Below are 17,863 nucleotides of genomic sequence, written 5' to 3'. Positions count from 1 at the left end.
TCAAACGCCGCGCCCGGGTCGTGGGCATCTTCCCCAACGACGCCGCCGTGATCCGCCTCGTCGGAGCCGTCTTGGCCGACACCCACGACGAATGGGTCACCGACGAACGCCGCTACCTCTCTGAAGGGTCCCTAGCGTTGCTGTACCCCGAGCGCGATACTCAACCCACGGCCGCCATCACCAGCGGCACGTAAGGCACCGAGGCTCGAAAGCCCACCACCCCGCGGGACGCTGTCGCCCTCGGCGTCGATGGCCCATCGCCCCACTCGGTTGGTAAGAATGTTCTTAGGGGGTTGTGTTTGAAATCGGAAGGTCTGCGGTTCGACCCCACCTCGGCCACCACTCGAAGCCGCAGGTCAGAGTAGCGCTGACCTGCGGCCTTGTGTATCCCGTAGTCCATCCAGGCGAGCGGCCTGCCGACATGCCGTGACTCACCGTCAGAGACTTGGCTTGGCAGAGAGATATAGCACGGGTTGTGGCACGACATCTTGACGAGAGATTGTTAGTCCTTGCGCGCCCCCACCCGATGCGCGTAATGGACCCACCGCACAACCGGAGGGCCTTGGGAATGGAGCCCTACTCTCCCTCACCCTCAGCCACCCGTTCAGAAGCGCCGTCTCTCTCGGCTGTACTGCCTGCGCAGCCCGACAATCGACGGCGGCGCGCCTCGATGCCGACTTTGGCGAGGTTGAGCGAGGAGCTCACTCGGCACGCTCGTTTCGACATTGCCGACAGTGTCGACGTCGCCGACGGGCGCGGCGATGAGCCAGAGGTGTGCGTAAGCCCAGGCCGTGAGCGCCGGTGGTCGAGCTCGTGGTCTGCTGCGCCGCAGCGAGGACCGAGCTGGTGGGTGGGTGTAGACGGTGCGGCGGACTTGACGACCTGCCTTCATCATCCGGTCGACCCGGCCTCCTCAGAGCCCTGATTCCGCGGCTCGAGCTGCTCAACGGCGTGGCGGAACTGGAACCGAATTGGCGCAACGTGAGCGCCGGCCAGGCTCGTTCGCCCGGGCTCCCATTGGCAGGAGGGATCAGCTCCGTGGACGTTCGGCAGAGGGGATAGCCCGTCCGCTCGTTGCTGGCGGCGTTCGTTCGCCCCATCAGAGCACCGCACCTAGCCGCCGCGGAGACTCGCAGGCAGCCGGGGGGTTAAGCAACCGTGGCTCTACGACGCCCCGCGTACATTCGCCGGACGCTGCAGGGGGCGAGACTGCAGGTCTCGCAGGAATGCTCTGCGCGCCAGTCCCAGCATTCCTCCGGCAAGCAGCATGCAGCCACCGCCGACTCGCCACGCGAACTGGTAGTTCGTGGTGGACACGAGTAGTCCGAAGAGGGCGGGTCCGGTGGCACCTCCGACGAAGGCGCCCGCCTGCACGACGCCCGAGGCTGCGCCCGGAGCTTCTCGCCCAACCCGCACGACGGCGAACAGCAGGAGCCCTGGCCATGCCCAGCCGATCGCAAAGGCAAGCATCGAGGATGCCCACAGGGTGGGGACTGTGGGGATGGAGATCAGCACGAACGCCACGGCGCCAGTCGCCAGTTGCTGGATCACCACCGCCAGGTTGCCACCGTCTCGGCGGTCTGCGCGATGGCCGGTCAGCAGGCGGGCGAGAATCGACAACCCGCTTCCCGCCGCCATCATGAAGCCGGCCGAGGAGGGGCTCATGCCGATGCGGAAGGCCCACGCGGGCAGGAACGCGCCCAGCGAGTTGACCGACGCGCTGGCCATGGTCATGCCGGCGGCCGTGAGCAGGAGAGCGCCTCGCGGCGGTCCCTCGACGGCGCGCGCGGCGCTCGCGCTGGCGCTGCCTCCACGCGGAATCCTCAGCCCGGACACGAGGACGCCCGCACCAGCCAAGGAGGTGATCCCGAACGTCCACCGCCAGCCCATCAGTGCCCCCACGGTTGGGACGGACAAGCCACCGAGCAGGATGGCGAACGGAACGGCCGACTGCTTGACGCCGAAGGCCAACCCTTGCCGATGCGCGGGAATGGCCTTCGCCAGCGACAGATTCGAGGTCACCTGAAGTGCCGCGTTAGCCATGCCCAGCACAACCAGCATCATCACCAGTACTAGGTAGGAGCGGGCGAGATACGCCACCCCGGCCCCTCCCAGACACGCCAGGGCGCCTGCCAAGATGGTGCCTCGGCGCCGCCCAAGCCGGTCCACGAGGCGCCCTCCCAGGAGCGCGCTCGCAGCCGCCGCCGCGAAAAATGCGCTCGCCGCCAAGCCGAACCTGGCCTCGTCGAACCCGAGGTCGTCACGGACGAAGACACCTTGAGCGCTGAGCAGAAACACCGGAATGGCACCCAAACTCGTCATGGCGCTGGCCGCGAGCATGGTGGAAACGAGACCGGAGTTCCATGCCTTGCGCATCTCGCTACCCGGCCCACTCCCGTGATCGATTCCGCTTCTTGGGCGCTTGGCCCCCGCAATCACTTTCAGCCCGCCACATGCAAGCGACGGACAGCCCAAGCGTGCTATCCGCGCAGAGCCTCGGCGAAGGTCGCGCTGTCCGTCTCGGTGGCCAGCCCCATGATCGCCTCATGGACACGCTCCGCGTGGGCTGAGCTCGAGACCATGGCCATGTTGTCGTAGAACTTCGCCTCAATGTCCTGGGCTGAAAGGGGCCGCTCCTCGGAGCCCCGGTTATCGTTCTCGCGGTGGCTGAACTCGCGTCCGTCCTTCAGCCGGATGATCAGCTCGCCGTGGAAGTACTTCGGGAAGGTCTTGTTCGGGTCCGGCTCGTACCTGACCTTCGCAGCGAGAGCCAGGATCTGGGGGTCACGCAGCGCCTCGTCCTCGAGCTCGGCCAACGTGAACCGGCCCCTGTTGAGGATCGCTGAGACGATGAACGGAAGGCTGAACTTCGCGTCGTAGTCCGAACGGGGACGCAGTTTGTTCGCGGCCGGCTCCAGCACTACGGGCACAATCTCCTCGGGAACGAGGCAGGTGATCGACTCGATGTCGGAGGGGGCGAAGCGATGGGTATCCAGCAGGATCTGGGCCGCATCGGCGAACGCATGGGTGAAGTGGCAGGCGGGAAAGGGCTTGATGCCGACGCGGAAGATTTCCCAGTCATCCCCGAGGCCGGCAGTTGCCTTGGACAGGTTGATGTCGTGGCCGAGTGGAGTGTGCAACGCAAAGAGCCCGAATCGGCCTTCGTAGATTGCGGGGGGCGACTCGAAGCCGTGCTTGGCGAACGCCGCCGCGGTGATGCCGCTCGCTGCGGCCCATCCCGGGTGAACTCGCTTGGTGGACGCGCCGGTCTCGAGAAACTCCATCACGCCGCTGGCCAGACTCCCCACGAAGCCTTGCGCGGTGGCGATGCCCTGGGCGTTCAAACCCCCCAGGCGGGCAGCTGCCACTGCGGAACCGAACGCTCCGACCACACCAGTCGGATGGAATCCGTGCGCATGCAACCCGCTGTTGGCCGCCGCACCTACGCGGGAACTGACCTCGAGGCCAATGAGGTATCCGAGAATCAAGTCCTTGCCCGGCAGGTGGCGATGGCTAGCCACTGAGAGCGCTGTCGGCAGGGCGCTGGCCGAAGCATGGATCACACCAGCCAGGTGGGTGTCGTCGTAGTCGAGGCCGTGGACCAGGATCCCGTTGAGCAGAGCGGCATCACGAGGACTCACACGCAGGCTGTGTCCGATGACGGGAGTGCTGCCCGGGCCAAACTCTGAGACGGCAGCGAGCGCACGCTTGGCGAAGTCGTAGTTGGAAGCTGCATACGCCAGGCCGACGCAGTCGAGTATGTGCAGCAGCGCGCGGCCGACCACGGCATCGGGGATGTCGTCCATGCTGACTGTGGCCGCCCACCGACCGATGTGCGCTGCGATGGCCTCCCCGCTGTCGGGCTCCGCATGGGTTGTCACGTCTATGTCCATTTCACGCTTGCCGAGTTCGCCAATGCTGCTCACGATCACTCCTTCTGTGCCTGCCGCTGCCGGCTGGACGACTGGAGATCTGCTGGACCGAGGGGGTTGTCATCCAACAGTCTGACCTTTAGCATCACACGAAACGTCAGAGGATTCAACCATTGCGCTTGCACAGCGTTCGCCCGCCAGTGGTCCTGTCCCAGCACAGGGTATGGACCTCGGCCGCACCGCTACTGCCCTTGTCCGACAGATGCGAACTCCGACGAAAGGCCCCCAACCCATGTCTAGTCGTTCCATGATTGTCTCGGCCAGTTTGGCCACCACCCTCGTCGCTGCCGCGTGCGGAGCAGGGGGAGTCGCCGCCCAGGGCGGCGGCTCCGGCCCCATCAAGATTGGGGCGGCCGTCTCGGAGACCGGGAAGTTCTCCATTGAGGGGAAGTCGACGAAGCGCGGCTACGAGATGTGGGCGGACGAGGTCAACTCCCGCGGCGGCATCGACGTGGGCGGGACAAAGCGCAAAGTCCAAATCATCTACTATGACGACCAGTCGGAGCCCGAGACTGCGGTGAAGCTAACCCAACGGCTCATCAGTCAGGACAAGGTCGACTTCATGTTCGGCCCGTACTCGTCGGGCCTGACTATTGCGACGTCAGCCATTGCCGCCAAGTACAAGAAGATCATGTTCGCCGGCGGGGCAGCGGCAGTGAGTGTCTTCGACAAGGGCAATGAGTACGTGTTCAGTCCCCTAACCCTCACGAGTAAGTACACCACCAGCGGCCTTGAGGCCCTCAAGGCCCAGGGGATCAAGACAGTCGCGGTGATGCACTCCGACGACGCCCCGATGACCGACGTCAAGAACGCCACCGTAGAGACGGCCAAGGCCCTCGGGCTGACGGTCGTTTCGGTTCAGTCCGTACCCGCCGACTCCACTGACATCACCGGAGCCATTCGTCAGATGCAGGCAAAGAATCCCGATGCGTTCGTGGAGGCGGGGACCACTCTGATCGGCCTTCTGGCCACCCGGACAATGCGCGATGTCGGTTGGGCCCCGAAGTATGTGCTGATGGTGCAGGCTCCGACTGAGGAGACCTTCGTGAAGGAGCTTGGCGTCTCCACCGCAGAAGGCATCATGGCGCCCACACAGTGGGTGCCCAATGATGCGTACAAGGACAAATACTTCGGAACTGCTCAGGACTACTTCGACACCTACGTCAAGAAGTACGGCCAGAACCCGTCCTACCTGCCCCCGAGCGCTTCGGCAGCCGGGCTATCCCTGCAGCTCGCGGTCGAGGCGGCCGGCAGCACCGACACCGAGAAGGTCCGCAAGGCATTGGTCGACATGAAGGCGAACACCTTCTTCGGGCCGATCGATTACACCGCAAAGGGAGACCCGAGCGGCCTCACCGGCGCCAATGTCAACCGACCGATGCTGACGATCCAACTCGACGCCAAGGGCAACCAGGTCGTGGTTGCACCGAAGGACGCCGCCAAGGCCCCGATCGTGCCGCTGAAGCCTTGGAACGCACGCTGAACGTGCGCAACACCCCATGCACCACCAAGGAGCGGACGGAGTAGCACGTGCACACTCTCACTCAGGTCGCCATCGACGGAGTCATCCTCGGCGGCTTCTATGCCCTGATGGCCCAAGGCCTCTCACTGGTTTTCGGCATCATGCGCATCATCAACCTGGCGCATGGGGAGTTCCTCGTCTTGGGCGCCTATCTGGCCTGGGCCGCGCAGCAGTATCTGGGGCTTGACGTGTTAGTGGCTCTGCCACTGCTTGGCATCTTGGGCTTCGCCTTTGGCTGGGTCATCTCAAGGGTTCTGGTCATGCCAGTGCTTGAGCGGCATGAGTTGATGCCCTTGTTGGTGACCTTCGGACTCGCATCCGTCATCGCGGGAGCCTTGACAATGCTCTTCAGCACGACACCCAAGGTCACCAAGGCGGCGTACTCGGACTCCGTGCTGAGTCTGCTCGGGTTCCGAGTCTCCGTCAGCAAGATGATCATGCTTGCAGCGGCACTGCTCCTGCTGACCCTCCTGACGCTCTTCCTCGATCGGACGAAGCAGGGCAAGGCGATGAAGGCCACGGCCCAGAACCGTGCCGCCGCACGGATTGTCGGTATTAGCGTGACAAAGGTCTACTGCTCGGCGTTCGGTTTGGGGACTGCGGTCGCCTTCGCGGCGGGGGGGCTCTTCAGTGTCACGCAAGGCTTCTATCCCTTCATGGGCGGCATGTTCACGCTCAAGGCGTTCGTGATTGTCGTCCTCGGCGGCGGTGGACGGGTGAGCGCCACTCTCGCCGCTGCGATGTTTGTCGGTTTGATCGAGTCTGCTCTCAGTGGGTACGTGCCCAACATCGGCACCAGCCTGGGGACCGCGGCCGCATTCATCCTCGTGGTCGTCGTGCTGGCGCTGCGACCAGAAGGGATCTCCCGGCTGGGAGGGGTTAGGGCATGAGCAGTGTGATGCAGTCGCTCGCGACACAAGTTCAGGCCAGCCCGGGGCCATCGCGGAATGGTCGACGGGTCGTAAGGTACCGGTCAATCCTGATCCTGCTGCTCGCGGCGATAGGAATGGGCCTCTTGCCTTACTCGGGCTTGAACGACAGTGTGCTGCTCACTCTAAGCACCATGTTCATGTGGATCATCTTGTCCTCAAGTTGGAACTTCATATCGGGCTTCACCGGCTATGTCGACTTCGGCCACGGTGTCTTCTTTGGACTGGGCGGCTATGTCACGGGGATCCTCGTCGTCAAAGTCGAGGTGCCCTTCGCGGCAACGGTTCCGCTCGCAGCACTCTTCGCCGCACTCGTCGCGCTCCTAATCGGCTTTCCGCTCTTGCGACTTCGCGGGGTCTACTTTTCCATCGCCATGCTGGGGTCGTTTCTCGCCATGCGGGAGCTGGTACTCATGGCCACGCCCCTCACTGAGGGCGCGCAAGGGCTAGTGCTGATCGCTGACGTGAATCGCCTGTTCTTCTACTACTTGTATCTGGCGGGCGCTGTGGCTGTCGTCGCCTTCGCCTGGTGGCTTCGCCGCTCGCAGTTCGGAATGTCCCTGCTGGCCATCAAGGATGACGAGCGAGGCGCCGAGGCGCGAGGGATCAACACCACGCTGCTGAAGCTTTCTGTGTTCTGCATCTCCGCCGCCATCACCGGGGCCATCGGTGGCTGCTGGGCATATGAGATCACCTTCATCGACCCGGAGATCATGTTCCGAGACAGTTTCCTCATCAACGTGGCCCTGATGACAGTGCTCGGCGGTCTTGGCACGGTGTGGGGTCCCGTAGTGGGAACTGTGCTGTTTCTCATGGTCCGGGACACGCTCTGGGCCGAGCAGGGGAACTCCTTCCTCGTGGTCTTCGGAGCGTTCCTCATCCTGATCGTTCTGTTCATGCCTGAGGGCATCGTGGGAACAGTCCTTCGTGGCGAACGCACGGTTCTCGGGCGACGGATTAGGCGGCTTCGCCATCGTGGTGACGCACTCAGCAAGGCAGACACGCCCGACGCGGTGCTCACAGTGAGGAGTGTCGAATGACCACCTCGCCCGCGTTGTCGTCGAGAACGGCAACGGATGGTCGTGATCGCGTATTGAGGGCTCGTGGCGTCACCAAGAGCTTCGGTGGAGTGCGCGCTGTACGAGAGGTTGACTTCGACGTAGCGAGGGGGGAGATAGTCGGGCTAGTCGGTCCCAATGGGTCGGGGAAGTCGACCCTCTTGGGGTGCCTCTCACGCGACATCCCCATCGACCGGGGGAGCGTGGAGTTCAACGGCGAAGACATCGGCGCACTGCGCACGATGCAGGTGGCGCGTCGCGGCATGGCGCGAACGTTCCAGAACGTCCGACTCTTTCCTGAGCTGACAGTGTGGGAGAACGCGCTGCTGGGACGTCAATGGGAGGGGGTCGGCCTGGGACGGCTGTTGCGGCCCACGGATACGGCCACCCGACAGCGGGCCTCCGACCTCGTCGACCTCATGGAGATTTCCCACCTGAGCCATCAGTACGCAGGCAACATCTCGGGTGGCCAGATGCGACTCGTCGAACTCGTCATGGCCATGATGTCCAGTCCGAGCTTGGTGCTCCTGGACGAGGCGACTTCCGGCGTCAACCCCACCCTCATCGAGTCCCTCAAGCACTACGTCAAAGTGCTCAACGACGACGAGGGCGTGGCCTTCATCATCGTCGAGCACAACATCGGTTTCATCTTCTCCATCGCGGACCGCATCGTCGTCCTTGACGACGGTCAGGAACTGGCGAACGGCACACCCACCGAGATCAGTGAGAACCAGGAGGTCATCGATGCCTACCTCGGCGCCTGAGACCCGTGACCATGAGTACGTGGGCGGCCCCAACGACGTGATGCTTGAAGTGGCCGGCGTGATTGCCGGCTACGGCGGCTTTGACATCCTGCACGGCATCGACCTCGAGGTTCGCAGAGGCGAGATTGTCTCCGTGGTGGGTCCCAACGGGTCAGGCAAATCGACCGTGTTCAAGGCGATCTACGGCCTCATCAACGTCCGGCAGGGCATGGTGGTCTTCGAGGGCGAGAACGTCACGGCGATGGGTCCGCAGGAGCTCCTGCGGGCGGGAATGGCGATGGTGCCACAGCTCTCCACGATCTTCCCCTCGCTCAACGTCCACGAGAACCTCGAGCTCGGGATGTACCTGATCCGAGACAAGGCGCGCGTCAAGGCTCGTGTCGACGAGATATTCGACCTCTTTCCGCGGCTGGCCGAGCGGCGCGCGCAGTATGCCGGCACCCTCTCGGGTGGGGAACGGCGCGCCCTGGAGATCGGCCGCTCCCTGATGCTCAACCCGCGGATGATACTGATGGATGAGCCGTCGGTCGGGCTGTCCCCCATCCTCACAAAGGCGATGTTCGAGCAGCTTCGTGAGCTCAGGGACGCGGCAGGAATCACGTTCCTGATCATCGAGCAGAACGCCCGCTCGGCACTCGAGCTTGCGGACCGCGGCTACGTCATCAAACGCGGGGTGGTGAGCCACACGGGCACAGGGCAAGCATTGCTGGAGGACGCAGAGGTCCGCCGCGCGTTCCTCGGCGGCTGACCATGGACCTCAGCGAGGTCACGATGCCGGGCCATGCCCCTGCGCCTCTGCTGCGGGACACTGGGCTGCCTTAGACCGCATGTTCGAACCACCCGTCCGGGCATCCTGGATGTCTGTCCGGCGGGCAGACTCAGGCCGGCCCCAGCGCCGCCGGCCTGAGCTCGTGCCAGCCGGTAGCGGACTGATAGGCAGCCGCGGTGCGGAACAGCACGTCCTCGCGCCACGGGGCCGCCGTGAGTTGCGCGCCCATCGGCATGCCAGATGCCGGGTGAAGGCCGCACGGGACCGAGATCGAGGGGCCGTGGAACATGGAGAAGCCGTACGTAAACCTGGTGATCTCGTGGGTGGTTCGGATCATTTCCGCACCCTCCACCAAGGGCACGTCGACGGGGAGCGTTGGCGTCAGGATGACATCGACGTCAAGCAGGACGCGCTCGACGGAGCGCTGCCACCGTCGTCGCCACGCAATGGACCGCGCCATGTCTCGGGCGTCCACCCCAATGCCCAGTTGAAGCCGCCGATGGACGTCCTCGCCGAACTGCAGGGGCGCGTCGTCCAGGCGCTGGGCGTGGAACGCCGCGGCTTCAGGATAGAGAATCTGGAACATGTGGCCCTGCGCCTCGGCAGCACCCTCGAGCGTCACCGCCATTAGCTCGCACCCGAGCCTGGCTAGCAAGTCTCCGACCTCGCGGACAGCCGCGGCAATCGCCGGGTCGACGTCATCGAAGAAGAACTCCTGCGGAATCCCGATCCGCAGCCCCCGGACGCCCTCGTCGAGGGCCGCCAGCACATCTCGGCGCGGCCCGTCCTGGGAACTGGGATCATCGAAGTCGAAGAAGTCGATGGCGCTGAAGACTGCCGCTGTGAGGGACGCAGTGTGTGCGATAGGCCCGACGGTATCGAAGGCTAAGCTCAAAGGGGTCACCCCCCGGTTCGAGATTCGTCCGAGTGTCGGGCGCAATCCGACCAACCCGTTCACCGAGGCAGGGATTCGGACGGATCCGCCCGTGTCGGTGCCCAGGGATGCTTCCGCCATCCCCGCGGCAACCGCGACCGCGGAGCCGCCGCTGGATCCCCCGGGAATCCGTTCCCGATTCCACGCGTTCCGGCAAGAGCCCCAGTGAGCGTTCTGGGTCGTCGCTCCAAGAGCGAACTCGGCCAGGTTGACCTTGGCGGTCAGGATCGCCCCCGCCTGCCGGAGCCTCTGGACGACGAAGGCGTCCTGCTCGGGAGTCCTGTCCCGGAAGAAGTCTGACCCCGCCGTGGTTCGGGTCCCCGCAGTGTCGATGTTGTCCTTGAGCGCCACCAGCACGCCGTGCAGCGGCCCGGCGAACCTGCCAGAGGCCGCCTCACCTGCTAGTCGTGCCGCATGAGTGCGCACTTCGTCGTCCATCCGAGTAATGACAGCGTGCAGGACGGGGTCGCAGGCCTCGATCCTGGCCAGCGCGTTCTCCGCGCGTCGAACCACGTCATTGCATGCGACCATCACGCAAACTCGCCTCCATCCTTCAGATCTGGACCATTGCGTAGAAGGGAGCCAACCTCTGAGGTTTCCGGAACCCTCAGGTCGCATTGGTCCGTTCGAACTCCGAGCATTGACACCAAATCCTCTGACATTTAGCGTAGGAGGTCAAGAGATCACCCGTCCGCTGGTGGAATGCCGGCCTAGGAGCGTAGATGCAGATAGGCCTCTTCCTCACCAACCAGCAGCCGCTCGGGTCCAACCAGCTGACCGCCTTCGCGGAGCAGCTCGAGTTAGTGCGGACCGCACGCGATGCAGGATGGGACTCCGTCTTCGCCGGTCAGCACTACCTGAGCGAGTCCGTCACCCACATTCAGCCACTCCCGTACCTCGCCAGGTTGTCGAGCGAGGCGGGCGACATGAGGATCGGGCTGGGAATCCTCCTGCTCGCTCTCCAGAATCCCTTGGATGTCGCCGAGAACTTCGCTTCCCTGGATGTTGTCACCGGGGGTCGACTGACGCTGGGTGTTGGTCTTGGCTACCGAGACGTCGAGTACATGGCCTTCGGCATCGGCAAATCCGGACGGGTGACCAGGTTCGAGGCCAATCTCGACATCGTCATGCGGCTGTGGGCTGGGGAGGAGGTCGACGCCGAGCTGCCGTGGTGTCGTCTGAGGGCCGCGAAGCTGAACCTTCTGCCGGCGCAGCGGCCTCGGCCGCCGCTGTGGATGGCGGCCAACAGCGATGCGGCTGTTCAACGGGCCGCGCGGCTTGCGGATGCCTGGATGGTCAATCCCCACGCCACGATCACGACCATCGGTCGGCAGACGCACCTATACCACGCGGCACGCGAGGAGGCAGGAACCGGGCCAGGGTCCGGCCTGCCGGTCATGCGCGAGATCTTCTGCGCACGCGACCGGGAGTCTGCCGTCGAGCTCGCTGCGCCCTACTTGGCCGAAAAGTACCGGATATACGCCCAATGGGGTCAGGATAAGGTCATGCCGGAGGCGGAGTCCTTCGACATCGCCTACGAGGAGCTGGCGGAGCAGAGATTTATCGTCGGCTCTCCCGACGACTGCCTCGAGGCCCTACTCCCATGGCGTGATGACGTCGGCGCGGATGCATTTATCTTCCGGACACACTGGGCTGGAATGCCAATGGAGAGCGCTCGCGACTCGATCGAGCTCCTGGCTAAGGAGGTGGTTCCTGTCCTGCGGAACGGCGCAACCTAAGCGCGAGCACCGGCATACTCGCTCCAAAGAGAGCGGGGTTGCCCATCGATACGCAGCCAGGGGACGAGAGCGTGTCCAGCCGATCATCATGAGAGTCAGGGGTACCAATGGCCGAGACGGCCTCTAGGAAGGCGCCTAGCGTCGCTGCGTTGCTACCGCACCACAGCGGCACGTCAGACGTTCTTTCAGTAAACAGGGTCCTGCCAGCCTACGAACAGGTCGCCGAGCAGTTGCGGCAACTCATCCTGAAGGGAGAGCTAGCGCCTGGGGATCGCCTGCCCGTGGAGGGCGAGCTGTGTGCCATCTTCGGCGTTAGCCGCAGCACCATCAGGGAGGCGTTGCGCGTTCTCGCCGCGCGCGACCTAGTGCACACGGTTAGGGGGACCACGGGCGGCACCTTCGTGTCCAAGACGGATGCGTCAAAGGTGAGCCAGTACCTCGAGACCAGCCTCGGGCTCATGTCGGGTGCGGACGCGATCACGGTGGCGGAGATCCTCGAGGCGCGTGAGCTGGTGGAGGTGCCGGCCGCGAGACTTGCCTCCAGCCGCGCCACTCCCGAGCACATCGAGGCTATGCGCGAGGCTCTCGACCGCGAGATCGCCAGCATGGGCCGCGGGCTCAAGTTCAGGGAACACCGTAACTTTCACGGCATCATCGTCGAGGCCGCGGGGAACGGACTTCTCAAGATCATGAACGATCCCGTTTTCAAGGTCCTCCAGGCAAAGTTCCTGCGCCCGGACGTCGAGCCGAAGTTCTGGAACAAGGTGGACTCCGAACACGGTGCGATCCTCGAGGCGATCGCGGCCGGGGATGGTGACGGGGCAGCCCAGGCGATGCTCGACCACCTCTCGACGCTGCGCGTCCTCTATGAGGACCCGAGCGCCTAGAGATTGGTCAGATCTTTCTTCGATACGCCCGAACCTGTTGCGGTTCGGGCGTTTTCTCTGTCCCCTAGTCCTTGACCAATAAATGTCTGATGTTTATGCTGGACGCGATCCCACGAACAGGCTTGCGGAACAGAAGGAGTGCAGATGGCTAGGGTGGATGGCTGGCGAGGCAGGTTCTTCGAGGACTTCGAGCTGGGGGACATCTACCAGCATCCCCTCGGACGGACCATCACGGAGAACGACAACACCTGGTTCACGCTGCTGACGATGAACACGAGCCAGATGCATTTCAACACCGAGTACGCGTCGCGTTCGGAGTTCGGGCGACCCATCGTCGTCTCGACCCTGACCGTGGCCATCGCGGTGGGCCAGAGCGTCACCGACCTCACCCAGAATGCCTTCGCGAACCTCGGTTGGGACGACATCCGCATGACCCACCCGGTCTTTGCCGGCGACACGCTCTGGAGCGAGTCCCTGGTCACCGACAAGCGAGAGTCGGCCTCCCGGCCGCAGGCCGGAATCGTGACAGTGAAGACCCGCACCCTCAACCAGGACGGCAAGGAGGTGTGCTCCTTCTTCCGCACGTTCTATGTCTACAAGCGGGGAGCGGAGCAGCTCCAAGGCATCTTCCCCGTGGGCGAAGTGCCGCTGGCCGTCCAAACCTCAGCAGCCAGCTGACCGATCGACCCGAAGAGAACGGAAATTCATGAGGCCGCTTGAAGACGTGCGCATCATCGCGATCGAACAGTATGGGGCAGGCCCTTGGGGCAGCGTCCACCTGGCCGACCTGGGAGCCGAGGTCATCAAGATCGAGGACCCGCGTTTCGGCGGCGATGTCGGACGTTACGTACCGCCCTACGGGGAGGATGAGGACTCGCTCTTTTTCGAGGCGTTCAACCGCAACAAGCGCAGCCTCTCCTTGGACCTGTCCACATCAGCAGGGCGACGCGTGCTGGAGGACCTTGTGCGTGTCTCGGACGCGGTCTACTCGAACCTGCGTGGTGATGTCCCTGCCAAGATGGGCATCACCTACGACGACCTCAAGCACCTCAACCCGGCCATCGTCTGCTGCTCCCTCACCGGCTTCGGGATGACCGGCCCGCGACAGAAGGAGCCGGGCTACGACTACGTCCTGCAGGGACTCGCCGGCTGGATGGACCTCACCGGCGAGCCCGGCGGGCCGCCAGCGAAGTCCGGTCTCTCACTGGTCGACTACTCGGGCGGCTTCGTCGCAGCGATCGCACTCCTCAGCGGCTTGCACGCGGCGAGCAGGGACGGCATCGGCATGGACTGCGACGTCAGCCTCTACGACACCGCCATCTCCCTGCTGAACTATCCGGCGGCCTGGCATCTCAACGCTGGCTTCACCCCCACCCGCACTGCGCACTCGGCCCACCCCTCCCTCGTCCCGTTCCAGGCCTTCGAGGCCGCCGACGGCTGGCTGATCATCGGCTGCGCCAAGGAGAAGTTCTGGACAAGGCTCGTCGACGTGCTCAACCGCCCCGAGTGGGGAGATGACCCGCGGTTCAGGACGTTCGCCGATCGACGGGTGCACAGGGATGAACTGATCCCCCTGATCGAGGAGGTGCTGGAAGCGCGCACGGTCGAGGACTGGCTCGCGGACCTGTATGCCGCGGGCATCCCCTGCGCGCCGATCAACGACGTCGAGAAGGCGCTCAAGGACGAGCACACCGTCGCCCGTGGCCTCATCGTCCAGACCGAGCACCCGCGCTTCGGGACCGTCTCGCAGGTTGCCTCTCCGGTCCGCGTCGGCAACGTGCCGCCGACGTACCGACGCGCCCCCATGCGCAACGAGGACATGGACCACGTCCTGGGCGACATCGCCTCCTACGACAAAGCCACCATCGCCGAGCTCGCCCGCGAGGGAGCGTTCGGGGATGAACCCCGTCACTCGCCGGATTCCCCGGCATACGAGGTCCAGGGCGCCGCGCGGTGACCCCGTGAGCCGAACTGACTGACCCATCAACCGACGCGCAGCCACTGGAGGTTCAACGATGCAATTCGAGTTCACCGAAGACCAGAAGGAGTTCCGGGCCCTGCTCAGGGATTTCGTCGACCGCGAGGTGATCCCGGTCGCTCGCGAGTGGGAACAGGCCGGCCGCTACCCCACGGAGATCGTCAAGGGACTGGCCGACATGGGCCTGTTCGGCATCACCGTGCCTGAGGAGTACGGCGGCCTCGACCTCGACCCGGTGTCCTTTGCCCTGGTGTTCGAGGAGCTCTCCCGCGGGTGGATGGGCATCGCCGGGATCCTCGGCAGCCACTCGCTGGCGTGCCGGCTGATCACCCTGCACGGCACCGACGAGCAGAAAAAGAACCACCTTCCCGAGCTCGCCACCGGCGAGCGGCGCACCGGCATCGCTCTCACCGAGCCCGACGCCGGAACCGACCTGCAAGGCATCCGCACCACCGCACGTCTGGACGGCGACGAGTACGTCATCAACGGCACCAAGATGTGGATCACGAACGCGCGCTATGCCAATCCGCTGCCTGTGCTCGTCAAGACCGACACCACCACTTCCCCGGCCCACAGGGGCATGAGCGTGCTCCTCGTCGAGCAGGGAACCCCTGGCTTCAGCGTCCTCAAGGACATCCCGAAGCTGGGTTACAAGGGAACCGAGTCGTGCGAGGTGCTGCTCGACAACGTCCGGGTACCCGTCGAGAACCTCGTCGGGGGCGTCGAGGGCAGAGGCATGCAGCAGGTGCTGTCCGCCCTCGAATGGGGCCGGGTCAACATCGCGGCGCGTTCCGTGGGAGTGGCCCAGCGCGCCTTCGACGAGGCGTTGTCCTACTCCAAGCAGCGCAAGGCCTTCAAGCAGCCGATCGCCGACTTCCAGGCCATTCAGCTCAAGCTCGCGTCGATGGCGACCAACCTCCAGGCGGCCCGGCTCATGGCCTACTGGGCGGCCGATGCCGTCGCGCGGGGGCGGGCCGATGGCCAGACCGGCATGGCGAAGATCTTCTGCTCCGACGTGGCGCTCGAAGCAGCCATCGACTCGATGAAGGTGCATGGCGGCTACGGGTTCTCCACGGAGTACGAGGTCGAGCGGCTCTACCGCGATGCCCCGTTGATGAGCATCGGCGAAGGCACCAATGACGTACTACGCACCGTGGTGGCCAAGTCCCTGCTCCGCGGCGACACCAGAGTCGGCTGACGACATGCGGATTGCCCGCTCCTACCTCTACGTGCCGGGAAACGCCGCCGACAAGATCCAGAAGGCGGCGGCCAGCGCTGCCGATGCGGTGATCATCGACCTGGAAGACGCGGTGCCGTGGCCCGGCAAGGAAGAAGCACGCCGCGGTGTTCGCAGCTGGCTATCCGAGCAGACCGCGCCCACCACGCAGCTCTGGGTACGGATCAATTCCGGCGACACCGCCATGGAGGACATCGAGGCGCTCGATGGGGTCCACTGCCTCACCGGTCTGGTGATGGCCAAGACGGGAAGCGCCGAGGACGTCCGACGAATCGGCGAGGTCCTCACTGCCCGTGGCCACGAGGACCTGCTGCTCAGCCCACTGCTGGAGACACCGTCCGCCATCTTCGAGGCCCGGAACATCGCCCGCCAGCCGCGGGTCCTGCGATTGCAGATCGGCGAATACGACCTCTGCGCAGAGGCGGGGATCACCCTTGGCACGGACGAGCACGAAGTGGCTGCGATCCGCAGCCACGTGGTGCTGGCCAGCGCCGAGGCGGGCATCCAGCCGCCAGCGGCACCGGTGTCCATCGAGATCAAGGACACCGAGGCGTTTCGGCGCTCCACCCAGCGGTGCGCGCGGCAGGGGTTCGTCGGCCGGGCCTGCATCCACCCCGCTCAGCTCGCGACGGTCCACGAGGTCTTCACGCCCGACGACGCGACGGTCGACCGGGCCATCGCGGTGCTTCGGCTGTACGACGAGCAGGTCCAGGCTGGCACAGCCGTCGTCATGGACGCCGAGGGACGTCTCCTTGACGAGGCCGTCGTCCGACATGCCCGCCGAGTACTGAGCCTGGCCGATCGCCCGGTTCCCGAGCTCAGCGCCACGTCATGACGGTCGCGACGGACGAGAGCGGTCCGGAGTCAGCCGCCTTCGAGCGCGCCGGCTACGGCATCGGAGAAGTGGGCTTCGGGCTGCGACCCGCGGTGATCGTCGTCGACTTCCAGCACACCTTCACGTCGTCGGTATCCGTCACCGGCGGTGGTGCCCACATCGACTCCGCTGTCGAGAAGGCCGTATCGGTGCTCCAGCACGCACGAGCCGCCGGCGTGCCGGTCATCCACACCTACGTCGCGTGGGCGAGCGAGGCCGAGTTCGGGCGATGGAAGATCCCATCCCTGCTCGAGGTCACGCCCGGGTCATGGTCAGCCCAGGTCGACCCGCGCGTCCTGGACGCCTCGGACCTGTGCGTGCTGAAGCGCTACCCGTCGGCGTTCTTCGGCACGGACCTCAGCTCGATCCTGCAGAAGCACTCTGTCGACACGGTCCTCATCATGGGCGCCGCCACCTCCGGATGCGTGCGGGCGACCATCGTCGACGCCTTCTCACACGGCTTCCGCACGCAGGTAGTGGCGGACTGCTGCGGTGATCAGTCACCCGAGAGTCATGCGGCGAACCTGCGAGACGTCGGTCGTCGCTACGCCGACATCATCGACTCCCGGGCAGCGATCGCGTGGCTGACCAGCCTGCCCAGCGACCCTCCCTCCAGAGAGGCCGCGCCCGGGCATGGACTCACCTAGCACGCAAGAGCACGTGCTCACCGGCTCCGGCAGCCCGATCAGCCGGGTGGGGGTCGTCGGATGCGGGCTCATGGGGTCTGGCATCGTCGAGATCTGCGCCCGCGCGGGCCTCGACGTGGTCGTCGTCGAATCCAGTGCCGCAGCTGTTGCGACGGCCTACGCCCGGCTGCAGCGCTCCCTCAGCCGTGCCGAGCAGCGCGGCAAGATCGTCGATGCCGCCGAGGTGCTCGGTGTCACCCGGCCCCAACGAGCAGTTCGACCCGGACGACTTCCTGCGCCACAGCGGCACCGTCTACCTGCTCGGCACTTCGACCGGCAGCGCCGCCACCGCGGGACTGGTCGGCGCCTTCGTCGAAGACATCGTCGAGGCGGCCCGTCGGATCGCCGCCCGCTCCCCCGCGGCCCGGCTCGACCCGCCCCTGTCGCTCATCCTCGACGAGGCGGCCAACTACCCGCTCCCGTCGCTGGCGAGCGTCCCAAGGAGTGGTGGGGTTTGGGGTAGCGGAGTGGCTCCGGGTGTAGGGGGGCCATCGGCGTGATTCTCGGTGTGTACCGCCAAGTACTCATCGAAGGAGATCTCACCGATGGCCCTG

The 17,863-nt window shown here is 65.1% G+C and carries 17 protein-coding genes and 1 pseudogene; 15 read left to right on the top strand and 3 right to left on the bottom strand.

The genetic code is table 11. From position 1 onward, the window contains the following. A partial coding sequence (locus tag ACYVDO_RS19625) for a transposase (RefSeq protein ID WP_460939071.1) occupies positions 1–194 on the top strand: 194 nt, incomplete at its 5' end. 970 nt (positions 195–1,164) lie between these two features. Here the strand turns inward: ACYVDO_RS19625 and ACYVDO_RS19620 are convergent. Continuing rightward, positions 1,165–2,376, bottom strand: a complete 1,212-nt coding sequence (locus tag ACYVDO_RS19620) for an MFS transporter (protein WP_460939069.1) — start codon at positions 2,374–2,376, stop codon at positions 1,165–1,167. Between the two features lie 104 nt (positions 2,377–2,480). Then, a complete protein-coding gene (locus tag ACYVDO_RS19615; RefSeq protein ID WP_460939067.1) occupies positions 2,481–3,926 on the bottom strand; it encodes an MmgE/PrpD family protein in 1,446 nt (481 codons plus the stop codon). Positions 3,927–4,179: 253 nt separating this feature from the next. On the opposite strand from ACYVDO_RS19615, the gene ACYVDO_RS19610 reads away from it, so the two are divergent. The 5 genes from ACYVDO_RS19610 to ACYVDO_RS19590 are packed head-to-tail and all read left to right on the top strand — an operon-like array spanning position 4,180 to position 8,953. Further along, on the top strand, positions 4,180–5,415 hold the full coding sequence (locus ACYVDO_RS19610; RefSeq protein ID WP_460939065.1) for an amino acid ABC transporter substrate-binding protein: 1,236 nt from the start codon (positions 4,180–4,182) through the stop codon (positions 5,413–5,415). A 47-nt stretch (positions 5,416–5,462) separates the two neighbouring features. Beyond that, entirely contained in the window at positions 5,463–6,344 is an 882-nt protein-coding gene (locus ACYVDO_RS19605; protein ID WP_460939063.1) for a branched-chain amino acid ABC transporter permease, read from the top strand. Then, positions 6,341–7,423 (top strand): branched-chain amino acid ABC transporter permease, encoded by a 1,083-nt coding sequence (locus ACYVDO_RS19600; RefSeq protein WP_460939061.1) that lies wholly within the window; start codon positions 6,341–6,343, stop codon positions 7,421–7,423. The genes ACYVDO_RS19605 and ACYVDO_RS19600 overlap by 4 nt, the downstream gene beginning before the upstream one ends. Continuing rightward, positions 7,420–8,205, top strand: a complete 786-nt coding sequence (locus tag ACYVDO_RS19595) for an ABC transporter ATP-binding protein (protein ID WP_460939060.1) — start codon at positions 7,420–7,422, stop codon at positions 8,203–8,205. Before ACYVDO_RS19600 ends, ACYVDO_RS19595 begins: the two co-directional genes overlap by 4 nt. Positions 8,206–8,224: 19 nt before the next feature. Further along, the gene (locus tag ACYVDO_RS19590) at positions 8,225–8,953 is read left to right on the top strand and encodes an ABC transporter ATP-binding protein (protein ID WP_460939059.1); all 729 of its coding nucleotides are present in this window, start codon (positions 8,225–8,227) and stop codon (positions 8,951–8,953) included. Between the two features lie 130 nt (positions 8,954–9,083). On the opposite strand, the gene ACYVDO_RS19585 is transcribed toward ACYVDO_RS19590, so the two are convergent. Then, a complete protein-coding gene (locus ACYVDO_RS19585) occupies positions 9,084–10,439 on the bottom strand; it encodes an amidase (RefSeq protein ID WP_460939073.1) in 1,356 nt (451 codons plus the stop codon). A gap of 191 nt (positions 10,440–10,630) precedes the next feature. Here ACYVDO_RS19585 and ACYVDO_RS19580 point away from each other — a divergent pair, with 191 nt between their 5' ends. The 9 genes and pseudogenes from ACYVDO_RS19580 (at position 10,631) to ACYVDO_RS19540 (ending at position 17,809) form a co-directional block, all read left to right on the top strand. Next, positions 10,631–11,647, top strand: coding sequence for an LLM class flavin-dependent oxidoreductase (locus tag ACYVDO_RS19580; RefSeq protein WP_460939058.1), 1,017 nt, complete (start codon positions 10,631–10,633; stop codon positions 11,645–11,647). 107 nt (positions 11,648–11,754) lie between these two features. Continuing rightward, positions 11,755–12,534, top strand: coding sequence for a FadR/GntR family transcriptional regulator (locus ACYVDO_RS19575; RefSeq protein WP_460939057.1), 780 nt, complete (start codon positions 11,755–11,757; stop codon positions 12,532–12,534). 144 nt (positions 12,535–12,678) lie between these two features. Further along, complete coding sequence (locus ACYVDO_RS19570; protein ID WP_460939056.1) at positions 12,679–13,212, top strand: MaoC family dehydratase; 534 nt, start codon at positions 12,679–12,681, stop codon at positions 13,210–13,212. Positions 13,213–13,258: 46 nt separating this feature from the next. Continuing rightward, the gene (locus tag ACYVDO_RS19565) at positions 13,259–14,491 is read left to right on the top strand and encodes a CaiB/BaiF CoA transferase family protein (RefSeq protein ID WP_460939055.1); all 1,233 of its coding nucleotides are present in this window, start codon (positions 13,259–13,261) and stop codon (positions 14,489–14,491) included. Between the two features lie 58 nt (positions 14,492–14,549). Beyond that, positions 14,550–15,710 (top strand): acyl-CoA dehydrogenase family protein, encoded by a 1,161-nt coding sequence (locus tag ACYVDO_RS19560; protein WP_460939054.1) that lies wholly within the window; start codon positions 14,550–14,552, stop codon positions 15,708–15,710. A gap of 4 nt (positions 15,711–15,714) precedes the next feature. Then, positions 15,715–16,584, top strand: coding sequence for an HpcH/HpaI aldolase/citrate lyase family protein (locus ACYVDO_RS19555; RefSeq protein ID WP_460939053.1), 870 nt, complete (start codon positions 15,715–15,717; stop codon positions 16,582–16,584). Further along, positions 16,581–17,270, top strand: coding sequence for an isochorismatase family protein (locus ACYVDO_RS19550; protein WP_460939052.1), 690 nt, complete (start codon positions 16,581–16,583; stop codon positions 17,268–17,270). The genes ACYVDO_RS19555 and ACYVDO_RS19550 overlap by 4 nt, the downstream gene beginning before the upstream one ends. Next, positions 17,257–17,430, top strand: a pseudogene (locus ACYVDO_RS19545) (3-hydroxyacyl-CoA dehydrogenase NAD-binding domain-containing protein); the annotation flags it as partial. The gene ACYVDO_RS19550 and the pseudogene ACYVDO_RS19545, both read left to right, overlap by 14 nt. Before the next feature lie 70 nt (positions 17,431–17,500). Further along, positions 17,501–17,809, top strand: a complete 309-nt coding sequence (locus ACYVDO_RS19540) for a hypothetical protein (protein WP_460939075.1) — start codon at positions 17,501–17,503, stop codon at positions 17,807–17,809. Positions 17,810–17,863: the final 54 nt, after the last annotated feature.

It is taken from the genome of Phycicoccus ginsengisoli (assembly GCF_054779295.1).
The sequence above is the reverse complement of the archived record's forward strand: the minus strand, read 5'-3'. Positions and strand labels throughout refer to the sequence as shown.